18 protein-coding genes and 1 tRNA gene are annotated in these 23,248 nt (G+C 62.4%); 6 read left to right on the forward strand and 13 right to left on the reverse strand.

Going from position 1 to position 23,248, the window contains the following annotated elements; genetic code table 11:
• Positions 1-109 precede the first annotated feature (109 nt).
• Positions 110-2,428, reverse strand: coding sequence for a DNA translocase FtsK (locus tag IFO71_RS01750; protein WP_192027797.1), 2,319 nt, complete (start codon positions 2,426-2,428; stop codon positions 110-112).
• 184 nt (positions 2,429-2,612) lie between these two features.
• On the opposite strand from IFO71_RS01750, the gene trxB reads away from it, so the two are divergent.
• The 3 genes from trxB (at position 2,613) to aat (ending at position 5,678) form a co-directional block, all read left to right on the forward strand.
• Positions 2,613-3,572 carry a thioredoxin-disulfide reductase gene (gene trxB / locus IFO71_RS01755; RefSeq protein ID WP_192027798.1) on the forward strand — a complete coding sequence of 320 codons (960 nt, stop codon included), beginning with the start codon at positions 2,613-2,615 and terminating at the stop codon, positions 3,570-3,572.
• A gap of 178 nt (positions 3,573-3,750) precedes the next feature.
• On the forward strand, positions 3,751-4,902 hold the full coding sequence (locus IFO71_RS01760; RefSeq protein WP_192027799.1) for a GNAT family N-acetyltransferase: 1,152 nt from the start codon (positions 3,751-3,753) through the stop codon (positions 4,900-4,902).
• Positions 4,899-5,678: a leucyl/phenylalanyl-tRNA--protein transferase gene (gene aat / locus IFO71_RS01765; protein WP_192027800.1), complete on the forward strand. Its 780-nt coding sequence runs from the start codon at positions 4,899-4,901 to the stop codon at positions 5,676-5,678. The genes IFO71_RS01760 and aat overlap by 4 nt, the downstream gene beginning before the upstream one ends.
• A 287-nt stretch (positions 5,679-5,965) precedes the next feature.
• Here the strand turns inward: aat and arsS are convergent, their stop codons facing one another.
• The 7 genes from arsS to IFO71_RS01800 all read right to left on the reverse strand — a co-directional run bounded on the left by arsS (position 5,966) and on the right by IFO71_RS01800 (position 12,948).
• Positions 5,966-6,925 (reverse strand): arsenosugar biosynthesis radical SAM (seleno)protein ArsS, encoded by a 960-nt coding sequence (gene arsS, locus IFO71_RS01770; protein ID WP_192027801.1) that lies wholly within the window; start codon positions 6,923-6,925, stop codon positions 5,966-5,968.
• Entirely contained in the window at positions 6,918-7,751 is an 834-nt protein-coding gene (locus IFO71_RS01775) for a sterol desaturase family protein (RefSeq protein ID WP_225444290.1), read from the reverse strand. The genes arsS and IFO71_RS01775 overlap by 8 nt, the downstream gene beginning before the upstream one ends.
• On the reverse strand, positions 7,748-8,422 hold the full coding sequence (locus IFO71_RS01780) for a TIGR04282 family arsenosugar biosynthesis glycosyltransferase (protein WP_225444291.1): 675 nt from the start codon (positions 8,420-8,422) through the stop codon (positions 7,748-7,750). Before IFO71_RS01780 ends, IFO71_RS01775 begins: the two co-directional genes overlap by 4 nt.
• Complete coding sequence (locus IFO71_RS01785) at positions 8,419-9,111, reverse strand: glycosyl transferase family 2 (protein ID WP_192027802.1); 693 nt, start codon at positions 9,109-9,111, stop codon at positions 8,419-8,421. Before IFO71_RS01785 ends, IFO71_RS01780 begins: the two co-directional genes overlap by 4 nt.
• Positions 9,112-9,286: 175 nt before the next feature.
• Positions 9,287-10,084, reverse strand: coding sequence for a DUF547 domain-containing protein (locus IFO71_RS01790; protein ID WP_192027803.1), 798 nt, complete (start codon positions 10,082-10,084; stop codon positions 9,287-9,289).
• Positions 10,081-12,252, reverse strand: a complete 2,172-nt coding sequence (locus IFO71_RS01795; protein ID WP_192027804.1) for an FAD-dependent oxidoreductase — start codon at positions 12,250-12,252, stop codon at positions 10,081-10,083. The genes IFO71_RS01790 and IFO71_RS01795 overlap by 4 nt, the downstream gene beginning before the upstream one ends.
• A gap of 417 nt (positions 12,253-12,669) precedes the next feature.
• A complete protein-coding gene (locus IFO71_RS01800; protein ID WP_192027805.1) occupies positions 12,670-12,948 on the reverse strand; it encodes an SEL1-like repeat protein in 279 nt (92 codons plus the stop codon).
• A gap of 309 nt (positions 12,949-13,257) precedes the next feature.
• Here IFO71_RS01800 and IFO71_RS01805 point away from each other — a divergent pair, with 309 nt between their 5' ends.
• Entirely contained in the window at positions 13,258-13,653 is a 396-nt protein-coding gene (locus tag IFO71_RS01805; protein WP_225444292.1) for a PIN domain-containing protein, read from the forward strand.
• 243 nt (positions 13,654-13,896) lie between these two features.
• On the opposite strand, the gene IFO71_RS01810 is transcribed toward IFO71_RS01805, so the two are convergent.
• Positions 13,897-13,972, reverse strand: a tRNA-Ala gene (locus IFO71_RS01810).
• A gap of 67 nt (positions 13,973-14,039) precedes the next feature.
• Complete coding sequence (locus IFO71_RS01815; RefSeq protein ID WP_225444293.1) at positions 14,040-14,195, reverse strand: hypothetical protein; 156 nt, start codon at positions 14,193-14,195, stop codon at positions 14,040-14,042.
• A 503-nt stretch (positions 14,196-14,698) separates the two neighbouring features.
• On the opposite strand from IFO71_RS01815, the gene IFO71_RS01820 reads away from it, so the two are divergent.
• Both IFO71_RS01820 and IFO71_RS01825 read left to right on the forward strand, forming a co-directional pair.
• Positions 14,699-16,636: a TonB-dependent receptor plug domain-containing protein gene (locus tag IFO71_RS01820; protein WP_192027806.1), complete on the forward strand. Its 1,938-nt coding sequence runs from the start codon at positions 14,699-14,701 to the stop codon at positions 16,634-16,636.
• Between the two features lie 124 nt (positions 16,637-16,760).
• On the forward strand, positions 16,761-18,944 hold the full coding sequence (locus IFO71_RS01825; RefSeq protein WP_192027807.1) for an alkaline phosphatase D family protein: 2,184 nt from the start codon (positions 16,761-16,763) through the stop codon (positions 18,942-18,944).
• 71 nt (positions 18,945-19,015) lie between these two features.
• Here the strand turns inward: IFO71_RS01825 and IFO71_RS01830 are convergent, their stop codons facing one another.
• The 3 genes from IFO71_RS01830 to IFO71_RS01840 all read right to left on the reverse strand — a co-directional run bounded on the left by IFO71_RS01830 (position 19,016) and on the right by IFO71_RS01840 (position 23,216).
• The gene (locus IFO71_RS01830) at positions 19,016-19,540 is read right to left on the reverse strand and encodes a DUF2937 family protein (RefSeq protein WP_192027808.1); all 525 of its coding nucleotides are present in this window, start codon (positions 19,538-19,540) and stop codon (positions 19,016-19,018) included.
• A 78-nt stretch (positions 19,541-19,618) separates the two neighbouring features.
• Positions 19,619-21,076, reverse strand: a complete 1,458-nt coding sequence (locus IFO71_RS01835; RefSeq protein WP_192027809.1) for an alpha-amylase family protein — start codon at positions 21,074-21,076, stop codon at positions 19,619-19,621.
• Between the two features lie 799 nt (positions 21,077-21,875).
• On the reverse strand, positions 21,876-23,216 hold the full coding sequence (locus IFO71_RS01840) for a hypothetical protein (RefSeq protein WP_192027810.1): 1,341 nt from the start codon (positions 23,214-23,216) through the stop codon (positions 21,876-21,878).
• Positions 23,217-23,248: the final 32 nt, after the last annotated feature.

The following is a 23,248-nucleotide window of genomic DNA, read 5'->3' on the forward strand; positions in this document are numbered from 1 at the left end:
CCGGGCACGCCGTCATGACGAGCCGCTTGCGCCGGCGAAAGTCTTCACGCTTTCAATACGCAAATCAAGCCCAGCTCGCTCAAGCCGGGTGTTGGGATTGCCATTGAGCTCACCGCGGCGGCGGCGGAGCAATCACCTTGCGATCGCCGTTGTGCTCCGGCGGACTGACGATGCCGGCAGCTTCCATCGCTTCGATCAGGCGCGCGGCGCGGTTGTAGCCGATCTTCAGCCGGCGCTGAACACCGGATATCGACGCCCGCCGCGACTCGGTGACGATCGCCACGGCCTGGTCGTACAGTGCATCGGACTCATCACCCCCGCCACCGGCTTCCGGCAGGCCGGTCGGCCCCACGCTCTGACCATCGGCCAGCATCTGCACTTCGTCCAGCACGCCATCAAAGTAGTCCGGACCACCACTGGACTCCTTCAGGTGCTGAACCACACGATGCACTTCCTCATCGCTGACGAAAGCACCATGCACACGCTCGGGCATGGCGGTACCGGGCGGCAGATACAGCATGTCACCGTGTCCGAGCAGGGTCTCAGCGCCGCTCTGGTCGAGAATGGTGCGCGAATCGATCTTCGAGCTCACCTGGAAGGCAATGCGGGTCGGCACATTGGCCTTGATCAGACCGGTGATCACGTCAACCGAGGGCCGCTGTGTCGCCAGGATCAGATGGATACCAGCGGCGCGCGCCTTCTGCGCCAGACGGGCGATCAGTTCTTCCACCTTCTTGCCGACGATCATCATCATGTCGGCAAATTCGTCGATGATCACCACCAGATACGGCAGGGTTTCCAGTGGCCGTGGCGCTTCACCCAGCTCCGGGTTCGGGGTGAACAGCGGATCCATCAGCGGATGGCCAGCTTCTTCGGCTTCGGTCACCTTGCGATTGAAGCCGGCCAGATTGCGCACGCCGACCACCGACATCAGCTTGTAGCGCCGCTCCATTTCGGCAACGCACCAGCGCAGGCCATTGGCGGCCTCCTTCATATCGGTGACCACCGGCGCCAACAGATGCGGAATGCCCTCGTACACCGAGAGTTCCAGCATCTTCGGATCGATCATCAGCATGCGCACGTCTTCGGCGCGTGCCTTGTACAACAGGCTCAGCACCATGGCGTTCAATGCCACCGACTTACCTGAACCGGTGGTTCCCGCGACCAGCAAGTGCGGCATGCGGGCCAGATCGACCACGGTCGGCCGGCCACCGATCTCCTTGCCCAGGGCCAGCGCCAGCGGGCTGGTGACCTTGTCGTATTCCTTCGAGCGCAGGATCTCGGAAAGGAAGATCATCTCCCGATTGGCATTGGGAATTTCCAGGCCGATTACCGACTTGCCCGGGATCACATCGACAACACGCACCGACTTCACGCTCAAACCGCGGGCGATGTCCTTGTCCAGAGAACTGATCTGGCTGCCCTTGACGCCCGGCGCCGGCTCCAACTCGAAACGGGTGATCACCGGCCCTGGGTAGACCCCGACCACCTGCACATCGATGCGGAAATCCTTCAGCTTGAATTCGATCTGCCGCGACAGCGTGGTGAGGGTTTCTTCCGAGTAGCCAGCCGGCTGCGGTTTGGGATCATCCAGCAAGGACAGCGGCGGCAAGCCCTCGCCGGTGGTGACTCCAGTAAACAGTGGAATCTGCTGCTCACGGCGAGCCCGATCGCTTCGTTCCGGCGGCGGCAACTGCGGCTCGATCCGCACTGGCTCGCGTTTGGCACGTTTGATCTTCTCGACCTTGCGCACTTCTTCGCGCTCGGCAATCGCCGCGCGGGCAAACTTTTGCTCATCATTGCGCTGTGCGCGCTGCTGTAGCCATTGCCACAGGCGCATCACCGCAGCGCCCAGCCGATCCATCAGCCAGAACCAGGACAGCCCAGTCGCCAGGGTGACCGTCACCAGCAGCAGCGCGAACAGGAACAGACTGGCGCCCATCGCGCCGACCACCTGCTGCAAGCCGCCGCCGATCCAAAGCCCGAGCAGGCCGCCAGCACGGGCCGGCAACTCATTGCCCAGGTCGGGTGCCTGAATAAAGGCAAGACCGGCCGCCGCCAACAACACGCCGACCGAGCCGGTCAGGCGCAGAGCCGGGGTGAACGGCGCTTCCCGGCCCTCGGCCCGAGGTCGCACCCCGTACCAGGCAATCAAGCCGAGCAGCAGCGGCAGCAGGTAGGCGGCAACGCCAGCGAATACCAGGGCCAGATCGGCGAACCAGGCACCGGCCAGACCACCAAGGTTCTGCACCTTGCCGGTCACGCTGCCAGAGTGCGACCAGCTCGGATCCTCCGGTGCGTAGCTGAACAGGCAGGCGGCCACGTACACCAGCAAGGGAGCGATCAGCAGAATGGCGCCCTCACGCAGCAGGCGCTGTCGGGCTGACGGAACGGTGGGGCTGTCAGGAGTGGATCTTGGCACCGGCAAACAACTTTAAATAGGTGATGCTAATAATTGATTCTATTGGAATTTGGCTGCAGTTCGCAAAGTAGCCCAGAGAAGCTCGCAAGGCCGACCGAAATGCCAGCCGGCAGCATACTCGTCTTGAAAGCCAAGGTCTGCGCCCGCATGCTTCGCAGCTCACCATTTTGCGGGCCGCGGGCAATCCTACATGAGCACTACCAAACACTGCCGACTTCTGATTCTGGGTTCGGGGCCGGCCGGCTACAGCGCCGCCGTCTACGGCGCCCGTGCAAACCTCAAGCCCGTGCTGATCACCGGCTTGCAGCAAGGCGGTCAATTGATGACCACCACCGAAGTCGACAACTGGCCCGGTGATGCTCACGGCCTGATGGGCCCCGACCTGATGGCGCGTATGCAGTCGCATGCTGAACGCTTCGAAACTGAAATCGTGTTCGACCACATTCATTCGGCCGACCTGTCGCGCCGCCCCTTCCAGCTCAAGGGTGACAACGGCGAATACACCTGCGATGCCCTGATCATTTCGACCGGCGCCACCGCCAAGTATCTAGGCCTGCCCTCTGAGCAAACCTATATGGGCAAGGGTGTGTCGGCCTGCGCCACCTGCGATGGCTTTTTCTTCCGCGAACAGGACGTCGCCGTGATTGGCGGCGGCAATACTGCGGTCGAAGAAGCGCTGTACCTCTCCAATATCGCCCGCAAGGTCTACCTGGTGCATCGCCGCGACCGCCTGCGCGCCGAGAAAATTATGCAGGACAAACTGTTTGCTAAGGTGCAAGCCGGTAAGATCGAGATGATCTGGGATCACGTGGTTGATGAAGTGCTGGGCGATGAGTCCGGAGTGACCGGCATGCGCATCCGCGAAACCGATGGCCAAGGCACCCGCGAGATCGCACTCACCGGCTTCTTCGTCGCCATCGGCCACACCCCGAACACCAGCCTGTTCGAAGGCCAGCTCGACATGCGCAACGGCTACATCGCGATCAAGAGCGGCCTCGAAGGCAACGCCACCGCCACCTCGGTACCCGGCGTGTTCGCCGCCGGCGACGTCGCCGATCAGGTCTACCGCCAAGCCATCACCTCGGCCGGCTTCGGCTGCATGGCCGCCCTCGATGCCGAGAAATTCCTCGATCTCGAAGGCAGTCACTGAACTTGACTTCCTCCCCTCTCCCGCCGGGAGAGATCGATGCACACTGATTTTGCCTGCCCAGGGGCCTCGCATAGCGAGGTTTCTGGGTAGGGCCCGGGGGTGAGGGCCGGGCGTCCGGCAAGGCTTGGTGAAACTGCGGCCCCGATCGCCACCACCTTCCTTTCGCTATCCTTAGCGAGTGACCACCCCAGCCACTCTAACCGCCCGTTTCGTTGACTCCCTGCACGCCGTGCCCGCCGCGGATTGGGATGCACTACGCGGCGGCGCGCACCCGCTGCTCTCGCACACCTTTCTCGCCGGGCTCGAACAACACGGCTGCCTGCAACGCCGCTACGGCTGGCGCCCGTATCACTTGTTGCTCCACCGTCAGGACCAGCTGATCGCCGCCGCACCGCTCTACCTGAAGGGCAACTCGCATGGCGAGTTCGTGTTCGATCACGGCTGGGCCGAGGCGTATCACCGCTATGGGGTCGACTACTATCCCAAGCTGCTCTGTGCGATTCCCTACTCGCCGGTCAATGGCCCGCGCCTGCTGTGCGGTCAGGACACAACACTGGCCCCCACCCTGCTGCGCGTCCTCGAACAGGAAGTTGCACGACTTGAGCTGTCGTCGGCGCATATCAACTTCCTGCCACTTGGCACCGACGAACCCGATGCACCCTGGCTTTCCCGTCACGACTATCAGTTCCACTGGCAGCGCAACGACGCCAGCTCGTTCGACGCCTTCCTGCGCGAGCTGAACGCGAAGAAGCGCAAGAATATCCAGCAGGAACGCTGCCAGGTGCGCGAGGCAGGCATCGAGATCCGCCGTCATAGCGGTAACAAGCTGGATGAACAGGTCATCGCCGCCATGCACGGGTTTTATCGCGACACCTTTGAGCGCAAGGGCAACCTCCCGGTGCTGACACCGGCCTTCTTTCAGCACCTGGCCGAGACGATGCCAAAGCAGCTGATGATCGCCCTCGCCTATCGCCACAGCCGTCCGATTGCCGGGGCCTTGTTCCTGTACGACTCACACACCCTGTTTGGCCGCTACTGGGGCGCCAGCGAAGCCTGGCCTGGCCTGCATTTCGAACTCTGCTATTACCAGGGCATCGAGTTCTGCATCGAACAAGGCATCGATCGTTTTGAACCCGGCGCCCAAGGCGAGCACAAGGTGGCGCGCGGCTTTCTTCCCACACGCACGCGCTCCTGGCACTACATCGCCGATTCACGCTTTCGCGAAGCCATCGCCCGCTCGCTGCAGGAGGAGGCGCATTGGGTTGATCGTTACGCCCGGGAAGTCGCCCAACACACGCCGTTCCGCCAGTCAATCGAGCTCGAGCCATGATTCGCCTGCCGCAGCTGGGCCGCGATCCGAACTCGCCTTTTCCGCCGATCGAAATGGCCTTGGACGAGCCCGAAGGGCTGCTCGCCTTCGGTGGCGACTTGAGCCCGCAGCGGCTGATCAACGCCTACGCTCAGGGCATCTTTCCCTGGTACAGCGAGGGTCAGCCGCTGTTGTGGTGGAGCCCCGACCCGCGAATGCTGCTCAACGTGGCGGAACTGAAGATCAGCCGATCTCTGCGCCGACATCTGCGTCAATCCGAGTGGCTGATCAGTATCAACCGCGACTTCGAGCAGGTGATCGATCACTGCGCCGAGCTGCCGCGCCGCGGCCAGAATGGCACCTGGATCACTGGCGACATGCAGCAGGCCTACTGTCGACTACACGATTGCGGCGTCGCCCATTCGCTGGAAGTGTGGCAGGGCGAGCAGTTGGTGGGGGGCATCTACGGGATCGCACTGGGCCAGTTCTTCTTTGGCGAAAGCATGTTCTCGCGTGCCAGCAATGGCTCGAAAACGGCGCTGACGGCGCTCTGCCGTGCCATGCGGTTGAAGGGAATGTGCTGGCTCGACGGCCAGGTCGAGTCCGATCACCTGACCAGCCTGGGCTTTTTCCCCAGACCCCGGGCCGATTTTGTCCTCGCTTTGAGCCACAACCCACCGACCCTGGTGGAATTCGGCCCACTCGACCACGCGGCACTGCAGCCGGCAGCCTTGGCCATCTGGATTCCCGCCGACTCGGGCGACCCAGCGTTTCCATCGCCCTCGCTCACTCGATAGGTAGCTGAACCCATGTCAGAAGCCATCTATCGGCTGCTGTATGCAAGCTCAGCCGACCAGCTGCTGAAAACCTGCTAACCCGGATATTTCGTGAGGGGGCGCGGATGATCACCGAGGACGTTGCGCCGAGTGCAAGGCCCAGTTGGACGAGATCGGGACGCAGTCCCGCGTAGCTGCGACTGCAGCCGACCGAGCGTAGCGAAGGCGCAGGCTACGAAGTAGCCGTTGCTGCGTAGCAGCCGAACAACGCGGCAATCGGTGCCAAGGACCTCGGGGAAATATCCGGGCTAAATGGCGAGCGCGCCGCCGCAACTCGACCCCTGGCCCGCCGTGCAGCCGTAACAATGCCCAGCCACGCGAATGCGCGTCGGCACTTCGCCATGCAGCAGATCGCGCAGGTGCAGCGGGGAATCCGCCTCGCCGGCCGGCAGACCGAGCATCTGGTTGAAATCGCAGTCGTAGACATAACCACGCCAATCGATGCTGAGCAGATCCCGACACATCACCGAGTTCAGATTTTCGTTGCGATGCGCCGAGCGCAGGGTACCCATGTAGGACTCGAAGCGACCCTTCGACAACAGCCAGGAGCCAAATCGCTTGATCGGCATGTTGGCAAGTGCGAACAACTGGTTGAAGATAATGCCGAACTGCTCCTGCAACAGCCGCTTGTAGTCAGCCTCCAGGGCCGCCTGCGGCGGCGGCAGAAAGGCGCCGTTCGGGTTGTAGACCAGGTTCAGCACCAGACTGCTGCCGGGCTGCCCGTAGCCCAGCGCATTGAGCCGCTGCAGAGCACGAATCGAACTCTCGAACACGCCATCACCGCGCTGCTCATCGACATTGGCGGCGCTGTAGCAGGGCAAGGAAGCGACGATCTCGACCTGTTGCGCCGCCAGAAACTCGGCGACCCATTCATATCCGGGTTCCTCGATGATAGTCGGATTGAGACGATCCATGACCGCGATCCCGGTCGAACGCGCCTGCTGTACCAGCCAGCGAAACTCAGGGTTCATTTCCGGCGAACCGCCGGTGAGATCCAACTGCCGAACGCCATGCCGCTGTGCCACGTCCAACGCCAACTGCATGATGTCGCGCTCCATCAGCTCGGTGCGGTGCGGACCGGCGTTCACATGGCAGTGGATGCAACTGAGATTGCACAGATAGCCAAGGTTGAGCTGCAGGGTGCCCAGGGCGCGCCGTTCGAGCGACGGGAAGTCACTGGGTTCAAGCAGGGGCAGCGTGTCACGCATGGTCGTCATTCCTGGCAGGCGCGGCCGGCTCTTGCAGTGGCTGGCCAAGCAAAGCGATCAGGCGCTGCGCATTCGCGTCGCGCCAGTGTTCAAGACCAATCGTCATCTCCGCCTCCGGCCGCTGTGGCGAATCACGGTAGCTGCCGAACAGTCTGTCCCAGCATGACAGGTGAAAGCCGAAATTGCTGTCGGTTTCATGCCGCTGGGGGGAATGGTGCACGCGATGCATCGACGGGGTAACCAGCAGCCAGCGCAGCCAGCGGTCAAAACGCCTGGGTAGGGCAAAGTCCGCGTGGGTGAACAGCGCGCCGGATGAGAGCAATACTTCGAAAACCAGCACGGCCAGCGCCGGGGCACCGATCATGGCGATCACTGCAAGCTTGATCAGCAGACTGAGCAGGAGCTCCAGCGGATGGAAGCGCGCCCCGGTGGTGGTGTCGAACGCGGTGTCGCTGTGGTGCACTCGGTGCAATCGCCATAGCCAGGGAAGGTGGTGGAACAGCCGGTGTTGCCAATAGATCGCGAGGTCGAGCAGCACGATTGCGGCCAGAACATGTGGCAGGCCATCGAGCCCGATGGCCGGCAGCAGGCCCCAGCCCTGCTCACTCACATCGAGTGCCCAGCTGACTGCCAGCACCGGCAGAACGAGGCGAATCACCAGGGTGCCGACGACCACCATGCCGAGATTGTTGAGCTGGCGCCGCGACCATCGACCATCGCCACGTAGCGGAAAACCCCACTGCAGCAGCAGCATGAGCCCGAGCACGGCCAGAAAGATGCCCAGGCGCAGCGGGCCTTCGTGAGCAAGCAGCCAGTCGATGCTCATGGCGGCGCGTTCTGCAAGGCCTCACCCAGCCAGTCGATCAGGGCCTGCTGCGCCGGTGTCGGTTCCTGCAAGGCGCTCAGATCGGCAAGCAGCGGCAGCAGGTCCGCGGCGCGATCGAGATCGCGCAAGGTGTCAACGCGGGCACAGGTGCCAGCAGCAGAAAGTGCTGCCTGCATCTGTCGTCCAGTGTCAGGGTGACTGTAGGGCACGGCCAGCCACAGCGTATCGGCAATGCGACAGCGGCTGGCCAGGAGCCAGAAGCCACCATCCATGGCCGGACCGAGCACATGGTCGGCGCCGTCATCGAGCGCCCGCACGGCCGCATCAAGATGAGCAACAGTGAGTTGCGGACTGTCGGCGCCGATCAGCAGGGCGCGACCGTGATGCTCGATCAGCTCGCCGTGAACGCGCGCCATGCGCTCGCCCAGCCCGCCCTCCCCTTGCGCCATACAGGCCAGACCGGACCATTGCGAGAACGCCCCAGGCTCGGCCACCGCCCAGTGGGCCTGCCAGCCGCTGTTGTCGACGAAACGTTGCACCACCGAGCTGACCGCGGCGGCAGCCAGCCGATGGCAATGCTCGGCAAAGGGACTTCCTCGGCTGTGCGCCAGACGGGTCTTGATCGGCGACCGCCCGGGCGTCTTGACGAAGATGGCCAGCCCGCCGCTCAACGCGCACCGCCTGAGAATTGCCTGGCCTGTTGCCAGGTCAGGCGCAGATGGCGTGCTGTCGTGCGCAGCCAGCCATGCTCGGCGTAGCGCCGCGCGCTGGTGTAGAGCGGCAGACCCAGCGGCACCAGCTTGAGACCAGCGCGCCTTGCTGCCCACACCAGCGCATGATCTTCTCCTGAACGCAGGGTTTCATCGAAACCGCCGAGCGTCTGGAAGCTGTGACGGGGCAGCAACAGGCCCTGGTCGCCAAACGGCAAGCCGAGCCAGCGTGAGCGCAGCCAGGCGCCGGCGCGGTTCAGCTGCATCCACGGCGTTCCGTCGTGAAAGGCGAGATCGAAATAGGCCAGCGCCGGCTCAGCTGGCAGAGCGGCGATACGCGCCAAGCTGTCGGAGTGCAGCCGGCTGTCAGCGTGCAGGAACCACAGCCAGGTGTGCTGGGACTGTGCCGCACCGCGATTCTGTTGCGCCCCTCGCCCGGCCGCGCCGCTGATTACCGTAAGGCGGGCGCGCAATCCAGAAAGCAGCGCAAATGCAGCGTCGGCGGGTGGCCAATCCGCCCGCCCAGTGACGCCACTGAGAACGATCTGCGCCTCCGCGGGCAAGCCGCCGAGCTGCGGCAACAGCGACCGCCAGGCCAGCTCTCCCGGCCCACAGGGCACCACCACGCACAGCTCGGAGAGTGCGGGCATCTCCACTCTCAGCCTGTTCGCAGCAACAAGGTCGCAAGGTGGCCGCAGGCCACGTGATCAAGGCCGGCCGTGGCCGGCCGCCGCTTGCTGCAGTTGCCGCTTGTTGCATCATGGCGAGTGCTGGCCAGATTCATCGTCCTCCTCGAACGTCAGGTCAACGTTAGCAAATCCGCGGTCAGCGTGACGCCGCGTTAAGGGACCAGTCGTAGTCGGTGTACTCGATGTCCAGCTGACCGGCGCGAACCACCGCGCGGCCAGCGGGCTCATCGGCCAGTGTTGCGGCGTGTTCGCGCAGGAACGGCCAAGGCGGGTCATCGTCACCGAAGTCCTGCCGGTACCAACGAAAGATCGGCGACAGCCACAGCGTATCGCCATCGACCCGGTTGCGACTTCGGTCGGCAAGGAAGCGGCGGGTCTGATCATCGAGTTGCGCCTCCAGCTTTGCGCCCTCATAGGCCTCCGGGCGCAGCGCCGGGCAGCCTACCGAGGCGCAGTTCACTGCGAAGTGGATGCGCGGATCGGCCAGACCAGGATTGCCCCGGATCAGCTCGTGCTCGACCTCATCGAGGTGCCGCCGCTCGCCGAGCAAATCGAAGAAACGTTGCTTCCAAGGCGAGCGGAACAGGCTGCCGAGATCCTTGATTGATTCGATCTGCGGGCCACCATCGGCAACCAGCGCCACGGTGAAGGCGTTGTAGGCGTTGAGTAGGAAGGCCAACTGATCGAGGCGATCGAGGCGCGCGAAATGCTCCGCGGGGAAAGCGCTCAGTCGGTCGAGGTAGGCCTGCAGACGGGCGCGGTCAGCCCGCATGCCGCCGTAGTCGACGACGCTGGCATGGCCTCCGTCGGTCCATTGCACATGCCGTTCAAGCAGGTCGTTCCACTGTTCATGCTCGAAGCCGGACGCCGCTGTCACCGACGACCAGCCAAGTATTCCGACCAGACCAAGGCAGGACAGCAAGCACCGGCTCATCGGCGACGCCAAGCGAAGAAGCGCCCAGCCCAGCGCAACGCGGATTGTGGCGCATGCGCCCTCTTCCAGATGCCCGCTGCGTACTTGTTGGCCTCACTCCAGGTCGGATAGACATGGATGGTGCCCAACAGCTTGTTCAATCCCAGTCCATGCTTCATCGCCAGCACAAACTCAGGCAACAGCTCCCCGGCATGCTGACCGAGCAAGGTGACCCCAAGGATGCGGTCCTTGCCCGGTTCCGTCAGCACCTTGACGAAGCCTTCGGCCGCGCTATCGGCAATCGCCCGGTCCAGATCATCGAGGCCATAGCGGGTCACCTCGACATCGACGCCCTGCTCTCGCGCCTCGTCCTCGGAGAGACCGACCCGCGCCACCTCCGGATCGGTGAAGGTGACCCACGGGATCACCCTGTAGTCAACGCGAAAGCTCCAGAACGGTGCGAGCAGCGCATTCACCGCCGCGTACCAGGCCTGATGTGAGGCCACATGGGTGAACTGATACGGCCCGGCCACGTCCCCGCAGACGTGGATGTTGGGAAAGTTGGTGCGCATCAGGGCATCGTGCTCGATCGTCCCGCTGGCGGCCAGGCGCACGCCCAGCTCCTTGAGACCAAAGCCCTCGACGTTGGCGTTCCGGCCCACCGCCAGCAACAGGCGGTCGAAAGCGAAAGCGGTCTCGCGGCCATCCACTGCACAGACCAGCACGCGCTCATCGCCTCGGCGTTCGACCCGCACGGCACGGTGGCGCCGGGCCACACTGATACGTTCAGCGACGAAGCGTTGTGAGAGCAGCTCGCCAACCTCGGCATCCTCCCTGGGCAGCAGGCGATCCGCGCGAGTGACCAGAGTGACCTGGCTGCCAAAACGGACAAAACACTGGGCCAGCTCGCAGCCGATGGGCCCGCCACCCAGCACCAGCAATCGCGGCGGCAGTTCGCGCAGCGACCAGACCGTGTCGGAGGTCAGGTAGTCGGTGTGCTCAAGACCAGGCAGCTCGGGCACCGACGGACGGCCGCCGGTGGCGATCACGATACTGCGGGCACTGATTCGCCGGCCATCCACCTCGACCTCCCACGGCGAAACCAGCTTCGCTTCGCCCAGAATCACATTGACGCCCAGGCCGGTGTAGCGCTCGACCGAATCATGCGGCTCGACCTTGGCGATGACCGCCTGGACCCGTTCCATCAGCTCAGCAAAGTCGAACTCCGCGTTCATGCGACGTATGCCGTAGCGCTGGCTCTCACGAGCCTCGGCCAGTAGACGGGCCGACCGGATCAGCGCTTTCGAAGGCACGCAGCCGGTATTGAGACAATCACCGCCCATGCGGTGCCTCTCGATCAGCGCGACCTTGGCCTTGACCGCTGCGCCGATGTAGCTGGTGACCAGACCCGCCGAGCCGGCACCGATTGCAATCAGGTTGTAGTCAAAGGACTTGGGTCGGGAATGTCCGGCATAGACCCGGCGCGCCTGCAGAACGCGAATGATCCCGCGCAGCAGCAGCGGCAGCAGGCCGATCAGGACGAAGGCGCCGAGCAGCCCGGGACTTAACACATCGCTCGGAGATTCGAGCCTGGCCAGCTGGGTGCCGGCATACACGTAGGCGACGGTCGCCGGGAGCATGCCGAGCTGGCTGACCCAGCTGTAGGTCCCAACCCTCAGCGCACTGAGTCCGGCCAGGATGTTGACCACGAAGAACGGAAACACCGGCACCAGTCGCAAGGTGAACAGGAAGAAAGCGCCGTCGCGACGCACGCCCTCGTCGAAGCGCCGCATGCGCTGACCAAATTTGCGTGACAACGCATCGCGCAGAAGAAATCTCGCCACGAGAAAGGCGAGTATGGCGCCCAGAGTGCTGGCAAACGAAACCAGCACGGTACCCCAGAGAAGGCCGAACACTGCGCCAGCGCCAAGAGTGAGAATCGCCGCGCCCGGCAGCGAGAGCGCTGTGACTACCACATAGAGTACGAAGTAAGCGGCCAGGGCCACCACGAAGTTCGCCGCGACCCAGGTTGAAAACTCGGCCTGGCGCGCCTTCAGAGTGCTGAAATTGAGCGCATCAAGCAGGCCGCTCAGGTGCAGGACCAGCACTGCTCCGACCAGGGCAGCAACCAGCAGCAAGCGCTTGCCTAGGCTGCGCGAGGCGGAGGGCGACGAGGGCGGTTGGCTCATCAGTGGTGCATCCAATAGGAGGCGTCAAGCAGCATCCTAGCCTGGATATTTCATGATAGGGCGCGGATGTTCACCGGAGGACTCTGCGCCGTACGCAAGGCGCGACAAGCTCAAGTGGCGGACCCACTTGGGCGAGATCAGGACGTAGTCCCGCGTAGCCGCGAAGCAAGCAAGCGCTGGAAAGGCGTGCACAATTGGAAGCCAGCGATGCAGGTGTTTCATATTCAATTCGGTGAAGAGCGAGTTCCGGTTAACAGGTAGCTTAATCAGCAGTTACACAGTTGGATTGACAGACCCCAAGGACATGCCACGCAGTACACGAACACAAATGTAGCTATGTTCCTTGGAGGCGTTCATTGCGATCTCGGAGCTGGAAATATGGTGTAGATGGTTGCGCGCTGTTCCCGATACTCCGCGTCAGTCAATTTCCGGCTGAGGTCCCGCGCACCTGGGGTTCTTCTGGAGTTCGTCTCGCCATCGCTGAACGTCATCAGGTCGGGACTTTGCTTGCCTGTACCATCCGAGCAACCTGTGTTGAGACTGACAGTCACCAAGCTCCGCCGCAAGTTTTAGCCAAAAAAAACCTTCTTCGATGTCGTTGACTCCGGTCATGTAGTGATCTGAAACGAGAGCAGCCGCCGATGCATCACCCTTCAGCGCATCCTTCTTGTGTTGCTTCAACTGCTCTGTTTCCATCCAACGATCACTTGCTGGGGTGTACGGGGGGGGATTGTCGGAAGCGGCGGTGCTTCCGAATGCACAGATCCCAAGCAAGAACAAAGTCCTGAGTCTCATGGTGTGAACTCGACAAGCGGTGAAATTTCACTGTAGACGGGCGAATAGCCACGAACCCCATTGGGGTCCGGAGTTTGGGGGGCTACATACATTTCTGCAGGTTCGGCCCACCAAGTGTAGTCTCTTGCGCCATAAACCGTGGTCTTTGGTCTTTGGTCTTTGGTCTTTCAGCTACTTGCCTGGCAGCGCCCTGACCTCCGGGAGGAGGACTTGGCAAGAACGCCTGTGTTGATGAACGCCCACGTGCGCGACAGCATAGTCACTGGCTTTGAACACCTGATTCCCTCGGTGGAACTGCCAGACGCAGATGATCGGCATGTGGTGGCCGCCGCTATTCACGGCCGCGCCAGTCTGATCGCAACGTTCAATCTGAAGGATTTTCCGCCCGCGGCGCTGACGCGCTATCACCTGTCTGCTCAGCATCCCGACGACTGCATCGTCGACCTACCGGACCTGCATACCGCCAGCGTTCGCGCTGCCGTGGCCGCTCACCGAAGGTCATTGAAAAATCCGCCCAAGACCATCGATGAGTATCTGGACACGCTACTCAAACAGGGGCTGACGCAGACTGTTGGTCAACTGCGCGAGTGGAGGGCTGCGCTCTGACGCATGACCGCGATCGTCAATTCGCAGATCTGGAGTCTCAGTCTGCAAACAGTTGATGATCCTCCGCCCAGGGCAAAAGATCACTCAAATCTGTGGATGACTCGCCGCGCTAAGTCTCTGATTTGACGGCAGTTCCAAGAATCAGCCCGAAGGTCGACCTTCGTAGAATCGCTGGGAACCGCGCCAGGACTGGGCTTCGGTGCATGAAAAAAGCCGACGAGAGACTCGTCGGCTTTTGGGAATTGGTGGAGCGGAGGAGGATCGAACTCCCGACCTCTGCATTGCGAACGCAGCGCTCTCCCAGCTGAGCTACCGCCCCAGTTTGCGCGCGAAGTATAGCTGGCGGCGGGGTGCTCGGCTAGCCCGCACGATTCACGATCGCGACGTCAGTTCCGACTGGCCGTTCGTGTGGCCTTTGCACGTTGAACATGGCTGGAGAACATGCTCTCGCCGACGAAGAAGCAGCCGAGGGGCGACGCCGAGATGCCGCCGATCAGTTGTTCGGCTTGCCACACTTCCAGCGAGTGCGCGGCGCCGCACAAGGGAAGGTCTGAACAAGTCCATCCCGAGCTTTTCAGACGCGCCGCGGTCGGCGCAGTTCCAAACTCGGTTCGGCCGCACTTGCGGCTACGTCGAGCTTTACTCGAACAACTTGATCAACAAAGTACGCTATTGATCACGGCGGTGCATCCTTGCTGCAGCCGGCAGTCATGGATCGCCGCACCCTGGACAATCAGGATCGACAACAACGACAGCTTCGAAGGTGCCTCTCCGGCAACGCAAAACATGAAGATTCACCGAATTGGCGAATTCAAACGGCCCAACAAGTACGCTTGAACCTGCGATTGAGATCCACGCGAATTCGCCGGCTCGACTGACTTTCTCGGAAAAATTTGAAGTCTGAGCATATCGTTCAACTGGCAGTCCAGACTCCGATCACGCTCGACAGACCGGACGGCCGTTCAATTTCTCGCCGCAAAGGCTCTTTCCCGCCGGTGAGAAAGCATGGACACTGTGAGGACCCAAACTGCCCGATCCCGCGATCATGGCCAGATACCTTGCTTGCGACGTGGAAGCACTGTTCCGTGGGCTCCTGCTTGGCTTGGCTCTGACCGGTCTGTCGATGACGGCGCCAGCCGAAGCGGCCAACGATGACGCCGCCGACGAGGATTCCGAGCTGGCCTCGCTGCTGGCCCTGCTCGATGAAGAGACTACCATCGCCACGCGCACGCGGGTCAACCGCGACTTCGTACCCGGCATGGTCACCGTGTTGCGGGGTGATGCGCTGCGAGCGCTCGGCGCCCGCCATGTGCTGGACGCACTTTCCCTGGTGCCCGGCTTCCAGGTGCTGCGAGAGGCCAACGGCTCAGGCAACCTCAGTGTGCGCGGCATCACGGTGCCGTTCAACGCCGGCAATACCAAGGTTCTGCTCGACTCGGTGGGGTTGAGCCGGGAGGAATCCGGCGGTAACTCGGCCGTGCTTCTGCTGCCGATCGAACGGGTCGAGCGGATCGAGATCATGCGTGGTCCGGGTTCGAGCATTCACGGCGGTTTCGCCTTTGCCGGGGTGATCAACGTGATCACCCACAAACAGGGTGCTCAGGTTTTCGTCAGTGGCGACAGCGATAGCGCGGTGGCTGCCGGCGGCCACATCGCCTGGGGTCGGGATGCCGGCAATTGGCAAGGCTATGTCGGCGGCGCCCTGGCCGATCACGGTGAAGATGCCGGCCCCATTGGCCAGCATCCCAACGATGAAGTGTCCTGGGCAACACTGGGACTGCAGCGAAACGCATTCTCGCTCACCCTGCACCATACCGATCGCGACCAGTACCTGGCACCGGTGCCGGGGATCCGACTTCCCTCTGGCGAGCAGTCGACCGCGATCGAGGCGCGTCAGGCATTTCAACTCGGCCCGCGTGCCGATCTTGAAGCCCGGGTAGCCTGGCTGGAAAACGCCTTTGCCTCGGCGACTACCGGCAAGCGGTTTTCCGGCAGCCGGATAGAGGGTGAAGTGGACCTGTTCTGGCGACCGCTGGACGCCCACCAGGTATTGCTGCGAATGGAAGCGGCGCAGTCGCGCACCGATCTCGGCATCATCCGGCTTCCGGCCGCACCTGATCCGGCCTTGCTGGAGACCTCAGTCCGCGACCAGCAACGACAACTGCTGGCCTTCACTATCCAGGACCAGATCGAACTCAGCGAAACCGTATCTGCCACGCTCGGCCTGCGCTGGGATGACTACGACGATGTTCAGTCGCAGTTTTCTCCGCGACTTGGCCTGGTCTGGCAAGCGGCCGAACGGCACATTCTGAAAGCCCAGTACGCCGAAGGGTTTCGCGCGCCGACCTATTGGGAGCTCTATCCGCGCAGCGAACGCGACGAACGGATTGGCTTTGAAACCATGGGTAGCGCTGAGCTTGGCTATGTCTATCGGCGCCCGGGGGCGACCGCACGAGTCACCTTGTTCCGCTCGAGTACCGATGATCAGATCTATGTCGTGCTGCCGCCGCCACCTGGCCAGCCGACCCAGTTCGACAATAGCAACCGGTATCGCTCACGCGGTGTCGAACTTGAGTGGGAGCAAAACATCGGCGCTGATTTCGATCTGCTCGCCAATCTTTCCTATGCCGATACCTGGGATAGCCGTTCCACCAGCGGCCCCGACGGTGACAGCGCGGTGGCGGCCGATTGGATCGGCAACCTGGCGGCGATCTGGCGCCCGCGCGCGGGCCTCTCGCTTGCCCTGCGTTGGCTGTATGTCGATGATCGTCACGCCTTCTCGGGGGAGCTCGACGGCTACGACAAGCTTGACCTGACCCTGGGCTGGCGTCGCCCGGCAAGCAACTGGGAAGTGGAACTCGGCGTTCGTAATGCCCTGGATGATCCCATTGACTACCCGTTCGCCCTGCCCTTCAGCACGGTGTCGCAACACTTTGCGCCGCGCACCTGGTGGCTACGTTTGCACTGGCACATTCCTGGTTGACGTCCAGGTGCCCTTTCGAGGCCCGGTGACCCCAAGCACCCGCGCCACCCTCAACGCAACGTCTAGCAATCTGTCACGAAACTGAACGACACTACGGCACCGCCAAACGCTGAGGTACGGTCGAATGTCGACGATGGATCGCCGCAAGTTCCTGCATATTGTCACCGTCACGGCCAGCGCAACGGCGCTCGGTCTGACCGGTTGCAGCAGTGATTCCAACAGCCCCGCGCCCATCACCACGCCGACCGCACCCAGCGTCGTGCTGGCCGAGGCGCGCTATCCGCAAGGGGTAGCCTCAGGTGACCCGCGGCCCAATGCCGTGCTGGTCTGGACGCGAGTTTCCGGCCTGGTGAACATCGGCACGCTGCGCCTGCAAGTCGCCACCGACAGCGGGTTCTCACAGCTTCTGGTCAACAGCGACTTTGGGGTCAGTGATGCCAGCGATCACTGCTTGAAGGTGCGGGTGATCGGACTCAACCCAGGCACCACCTACTACTATCGCTTCCTGCTGGCCGAGGAAGGCAGCCTGCTATCGTCGGCCACCGGCCGCACCCGCACAGCGCGCGAGATCACCGACAGCACGCCGCTGAAGTTTGCCTTCATCAGCTGCCAGGACTACATCGGCAAGTTCTATAACAGCCTGCTCCCGCTGCTCGACCAGGATCTCGACTTCGTGCTGCATCTGGGCGACAGCATCTATGAGACCACAGGCGACCCGGCATTTCAGAGCGGCGGGGCCGGTCGCGGCATTCAGTTCCGCCAACCGGAACTGGCGCTGCGACTGGGCACAGGTGAAGGCGCCTTCCTGGCGGCCCGCACGCTGGACAACTACCGCGATCTGCACCGGGCCTACCGCTCCGACGACGCCATCAAGGCGATTTACCAGCGCTTCCCGGTGATCTCGATCTGGGACGATCACGAATTCTCGGATGACGCCTGGAAAGACAACGGCACCTATCTCGACGGCCGCTTCGAGGAGCGCGACTCAGAGCGCCGACGCAATGCCGAACAAGCCTATTTCGAGTTCACCCCGGTGGACACCGACCTCGGTGGAACCGGAGGCCGAGTGGAGGTGGTGCGCGACGCGCTGTTCCCGAATACGGTGCTGTACCGCAAGCTGCGCTTCGGACGCGACGTAGAGCTGTTCCTGACCGACTACCGCAGCTTCCGCCCCGACCACCTGATTCCCGAAGACGCATTCCCCGGCACGGTGATCATGGACCGCGCCGCATTGACCCAGGTGCTGGCCCTGGCGGGCGTTCCATACGAAGCGGTGCGCAACAACTTCAGTGCCTATCTCAACATCGACAGACCGGCCTACGCGGTCTACAAGCAGGTGTTGCTGGCCGCGCTGACCGTCGCCTATCTCGACGCCGGCCTCGAGACCGGCCAGGCCACGCTGCGAGCGCAGACCGCGATCAGCGGCAATCTGTCCACCACCGTCATCAACACCTTGGTCCAGCAATACAACGCGGCGGTGCCGGCCAACCAACAGGTACCCTTGCTGCCGCAGGCACTGATCGACACCTTGGACACCGGCATCGCCTGGTTCACCTTGGGCAAGACCTCGCCGTTCGGCAATATCGGCTCGCGCTACTTTGTGGTTAAGGACACCTACGATCTGTACGCTACCTATCGTCTGCTCACCGCCGGTGGCGCTACGCAAGATGCCTGGGGCAGCGCGCAGACTCAATGGCTGGTCAGTCAGGTCGCCAGTTCCACTGCGCGCTGGAAGATCATCGCCACTTCAGTCGCCTTTACTTCGATGGTGCTGGATCTGACCAACCCTGCGCTGGGCGTGCCGGCACCGTTCAATCAACGCTTCTATCTCAACGTCGACCAGTGGGATGGCTTTCCACAGCAGCGCGACATCCTGTTGCGTCAGGCGCTCGGCAACGTGCCTGGGCTGGTGTTCCTGTCCGGTGATATCCACGCCGGATTCGCCACCGTGCACCCCGGCGCCAGTCAGACCCATGTCGAGTTCACCACCGCCGCCGTATCGTCGGCGCCATTCCGCACTCTGCTGCAGAACTCGGCCGACAGCGATCCCTTGCTACGCCCGATTGCCGGCGGCCTGATTCCGGCCACCGATCAACTGCTGCTCGCCGGCAACTCAGCCATCCGCTATGTGCAGACCGATCACCACGGTGTCAGCGTGGCCGTGTTCAGCGCCGACGACGTGCGTATCGATATGCTGGAGTTCCAGGCGGCGCGGGCCAACAGCGCGTCCTACAACAGCGCGGTGGTACCGGATCGCGTCCGTTCGTTCGGCTGGAACGGCAGTGAACTCAGCTCGCTGAGCGGCTGATCAGCGGCGCCGCGCCATCCATCGGGTGGCGCGGCCCGTTCATGGCGGAGAGCCCGCGCACCACGTTACGCTCAGTTGCCCGCGGCGTCAGCCGTTGCGCGCCGACGCCGCTGCAGGCGTCTTCCGATCCCAATCACTGCCACCGGCAGGAACCACAGCAACGCGCCCAACAACAAGGCAAACGCCAAACCTTCAGGATCGAGCGAGAACGTCGGTTGATAGATCGACCACACCGCCTGCACATCCGCCCAGTGGGCATACTGCACCAAGCCCAGCGCCTGCTGCAGCAAGCTGCCCTGCAGCGCATCGACCACCGCTTGCAGACTGGCTTCCGACTTTACCATCAGTTCGATCGCCTCGGCCTCTGCCATGAAAGTGGCGTCGGCGCTGGCTCGATGATGGGCAATCAGGTCCGGCAGGCTGCCCTGATGGTATCGCTCGGCAATCTGCCGCCACGGCGCCAGGTCTTGCGATACCTGATCCAGGCGCCCCAGCATGCGCTGCCGATACTGCAGAATGAAACCCGGCAGGCAGCCGGCCGCCAACACGCAGGCCAGCAGCCAGAGGCGATCAAGCAAGCCAAGTACCGCGCGCATCGGACCTCGAAACATTCAACCCGATCACAGCATAGCAGGCTGCTGAAATTCCCACTTCAGCAGCCTGATAGAGGCTCCTCAGGGCCGCAGCCACATGCGCGCCGCACGCGCAGGCAGACTGAACGTGTAGTTGGATGACTTGATGTTGACCACATGACCACTCAGCGTGTCGGTGTAGGGGGTATTCCACCACAACACGCTATTGTTCATGTTGATCGTGCTGTTGACAGCACTGCCGCACTTGTTGATACCGACGATGCCACGGCTGCCACGACGGAACAGCAGATGGCAGTCACTGTAGGAAAGCACCTGCATGTCGGTGCCTTGCGCAGCGTTGTGAAAGCGGATCATGGCTCTGATATCGCTGCGATTGAACGCATCGTTCCATCGTGCGCCGTAGAGATCGGGTCGACTTTCGCCGTGATCAGAAAACACCATCGGCACGCCGCCGTCACGGCCGAGGATGTAGGCATAGGCCAGTGTTTCGTCACCGGGATTCAAGATCATCCAGCCAAAGATGCCAGGATTGTTCGGCATATCGTGGGTGACCGTAACGGTCACCGCCCGCGCCCCCGCAAGCGCCTGACCCACCGCTTGCGGATTGACCAGGGCACTCATGCTGCCGCCGAATCGAAATGCCTCGCGCAGCGATCCATGCAAGGGAAAGTCGTAGGCGGCATGGTCGGTTTGATTGAGATAGGGTTGCAGGAATAGCCGATACTCCTCATCGCCGCTGCCGCGACTGGTGATCACCTCTCCAAAGACATGCATGCCCGCCTTGATCTCGGCATTGAACAGGGCGTTTACGTGCGGGAGCTTCATGTGCTTGACGGCATCGATGCGAAAGCCCTTCACCCCCATGCCCTTCAGCGCCCGCAAGTACTGTTGCTGCTGCGATATCACCCAGCTGTTGCCAATCAGGTCAGGCAGACCGGCATCACCGCCGCCGTTGCACAAGCGCCAGTTCTGCACCTGCCAGACATCGAGATAGTTCTGGATACAGCTGGCCGGGCCAAAATCGTTCAGGCCGAGAAAGTTGTAGCGCAGGTCGCCGAACAAACGCTGCGCGTTGTAGTAGCCAGGGTTGCTGGCGTACTGCGCCAGCACGGCGGCACCGGGATAGTTGAGATCGCTGCGCTGAGCCGCCTCGTTGGCCATATGGTTGGGCACCACATCGGCGTACACCAGCACGCCCTTGAGCTCCAGTGCGCTCACCATACTGGCAAAACTCTCGGTGTCGCCGAGTGAGTGATGAATGAGGCGATAGTCCTGTGGCTGGTAGCGTGCCCACCATTCGCTGCCGCTGGCCTTGTAGGCCGGCGCGACCAGGACAATCTTGTAACCTGCATCCTTGATCGCCTGCGCCCTCGCCTCCACTTCGCTGTAGCGCCAATTGAAGGCGTGCAGGATGACGTCGGCTTGCGCCAACGAACTGCATAACAACGCACTCAGTGCCAAGGTTCGCAGCAAGGCCGATCGAACGACAAAGAAGCTCCGCAGGACCGTGCCGAACACGGTCGCTTGATGTGATTGCATGATGTAGTCCCCTCCCAGGGCTGACGACGATGACAACGACGGCCGCCCGGTCTCCTGCCCGGATCGCCGCCCTGCCCGCCCCCTGTCGCGAGCAGCTGGAACTGAAGTGCGCCCCTCCTGCGCCTTCATCTCAACATCGTGCTGCGTTGTCGATGGTAGACGCTGAGCGAGTGCATTCGTATGCGCTGCATACGTATTCATGAGAACAAAAGATCTTTTGCGCTGCGCTCGAAGCCCCGATCGCCACGGCTCAATGTCCCAACCCATTGACTCGGCGAGGCCGCGCTTTGTTCTGTCCTGCCCTCCGGGCACTGGTGCTGGGATTGAAAGGGCAAGGGAGCGAGGTGCTTGAATTCCCCCTCTCCCCAACCCCTCTCCCGCCAGGGGAGAGATCGATGCGCACTGATTTTCGCGCGCCGGCTGGTGCCCCGGAACTCCCTCCCCGATGTTCGGGGAGGGCCGGGCTGGGGTTAGGGAGCCGATCTTTGCCTGCCCAGGGGCTTTGACCTGCTCCGACTCAAGGCCCGACTGTGGTTTGGCGCAGTGACGTTGGTGATTGCCCAGCAGAAGATCTCATAGCACACCGATTCCCCGAGCTTGCGCCTTGCTCCGCTCTCAGCCTGCAGCACAGGGGTCGCGGAAGAGGGGCAAGGGAAGGAGGTGCTTGAATCACCCCTGTCGGTCTCTCGCGCAAGGAATCAGCGGCTCTACCTCAGCTTCCACTGATAACTTGTTCCACCTCCACGCAGCTGCTCAACAGCAGTCGCGCGGAAGCCCGCGCCGGAATCAATTCTGCTTATCAGGACTCAAACCCGTCGCGGAACACGCGCTGCGGGTCGATGAATTCGAACGCACCGATATCGATCGCGACGCCGGAAACCTCACGCGTACTGGCAGTACCGATGGCTTGCAGGGCGCGCACCGGCTCGAAGCCCGGCAACAGGCGCGGATTGGGGAAGGCATAGGCGGGGTGATCGGTGGTGCCGGTACCAGCATCACGCAGGCTGCTACTTTCGAGCAGACGCAGATTGAGGCTGGCGATATCAGTGAAACCGGGCGTTGCGGTGAGCACACTGGCTGTCCAGCCGGGGGGTACGAAGGTCGAGCCCGGCTCGTACTGGTTGTGGGAACCGGCAATTCGCGAGATGCCGCCTACCCAGTCGGCCTCGACCTCGCGAATCAGGCGCACGGCCGAACTGCCATCGCGATAGATCAGGTTGTTGAACATCTGCACCGACTCCAGACCATCGAACAGTCGGAACACTGTCGGCGTATCGTTGTTGCCATTGATACGCACGATGGTGTTATTGGCAAAGCGATAGCGGCCCTGGCTTTGCCCGGTGCCATCGCCGCCAAGCCGGATAATGGCGCTAAAGTCGCTGCTGTGAACAATCACATTGCCGACCACATCGGAGTCTTCACGCGCCAGGCCTTCGGACCAGCCATTGGGTGCCCCGCCTGGGTCCGGTCCGATCAGCTCCAACTCGTGATAGAAGGCGCCTTCGAGCCAGTTGTGATAGATCTCGTTGCGCTCGGCGCGTGACTTGATCAGGTTGCCGCCGTTGGCGCTATGGACATAGCTGTGCTGCAGACGGAACACCGAGCCCGGATAGGCCACCTCATCGGTCGCCATATAGATCACATGATTGCGATCACCTGAGCCGGCATCAAAGATCTCGCTGTACTCGATGGTGATCGAGCCTGAATCCTGGTCAGCGCCGAGCACGCCATGATCCGGACAGGCATGGATGCGCGCTTCGCGCACAGTCAGATCATGGCCGTGGTGGTACAAACAGCGGAAAGTGCGCGTCGGCGCCGTAGTGCCGATGATCTCGAAACTCTCGAATACCACATGTTCCACCAGGCGAAATTCAATGCTATTGACTCCGCCTTGTATGATCGGCCGCTGTCCGGCCACCTTGATGCCGCGCAATATCACCGGATTGCCGGCAGCACCGCCATCTTCCGCGCGCATGATGATGCCGCCGGGATAGGTCACCGCGCCATCGACCTCCACAATGTCACCCGGCTCAAGATCGATCGCGCTGAACAGGGCATCGAGCGTGGTATGGCTGCGCGCTGGACCAACCTGATAGGTCGCGGCCTGCAGCAGCGAACTGCAACCGAGCGCTGCAAACATCAGGCTCCATCGAAGGCAATGGCGAAACATGG

This window comes from Pseudomarimonas arenosa (genome assembly GCF_014841215.1).
Taxonomy (GTDB): Bacteria; Pseudomonadota; Gammaproteobacteria; order Xanthomonadales; family Xanthomonadaceae; genus Pseudomarimonas; species Pseudomarimonas arenosa.

Coding starts and splice junctions, on each gene's coding strand:
- trxB (WP_192027798.1), top strand. CDS start 2,613: ATGAGCACTACCAAACACTGCCGACTTCTGATTCTGGGTTCGGGGCCG.
- IFO71_RS01790 (WP_192027803.1), bottom strand. CDS start 10,084: ATGAGCCGGTGCTTGCTGTCCTGCCTTGGTCTGGTCGGAATACTTGGC.
- IFO71_RS01775 (WP_225444290.1), bottom strand. CDS start 7,751: ATGAGCATCGACTGGCTGCTTGCTCACGAAGGCCCGCTGCGCCTGGGC.
- IFO71_RS01835 (WP_192027809.1), bottom strand. CDS start 21,076: ATGCAATCACATCAAGCGACCGTGTTCGGCACGGTCCTGCGGAGCTTC.
- IFO71_RS01785 (WP_192027802.1), bottom strand. CDS start 9,111: ATGCCCGCACTCTCCGAGCTGTGCGTGGTGGTGCCCTGTGGGCCGGGA.
- IFO71_RS01825 (WP_192027807.1), top strand. CDS start 16,761: ATGTCGACGATGGATCGCCGCAAGTTCCTGCATATTGTCACCGTCACG.
- IFO71_RS01830 (WP_192027808.1), bottom strand. CDS start 19,540: ATGCGCGCGGTACTTGGCTTGCTTGATCGCCTCTGGCTGCTGGCCTGC.
- IFO71_RS01840 (WP_192027810.1), bottom strand. CDS start 23,216: ATGTTTGCAGCGCTCGGTTGCAGTTCGCTGCTGCAGGCCGCGACCTAT.
- IFO71_RS01795 (WP_192027804.1), bottom strand. CDS start 12,252: ATGAGCCAACCGCCCTCGTCGCCCTCCGCCTCGCGCAGCCTAGGCAAG.
- IFO71_RS01800 (WP_192027805.1), bottom strand. CDS start 12,948: ATGGAAACAGAGCAGTTGAAGCAACACAAGAAGGATGCGCTGAAGGGT.
- aat (WP_192027800.1), top strand. CDS start 4,899: ATGATTCGCCTGCCGCAGCTGGGCCGCGATCCGAACTCGCCTTTTCCG.
- arsS (WP_192027801.1), bottom strand. CDS start 6,925: ATGCGTGACACGCTGCCCCTGCTTGAACCCAGTGACTTCCCGTCGCTC.
- IFO71_RS01820 (WP_192027806.1), top strand. CDS start 14,699: ATGGCCAGATACCTTGCTTGCGACGTGGAAGCACTGTTCCGTGGGCTC.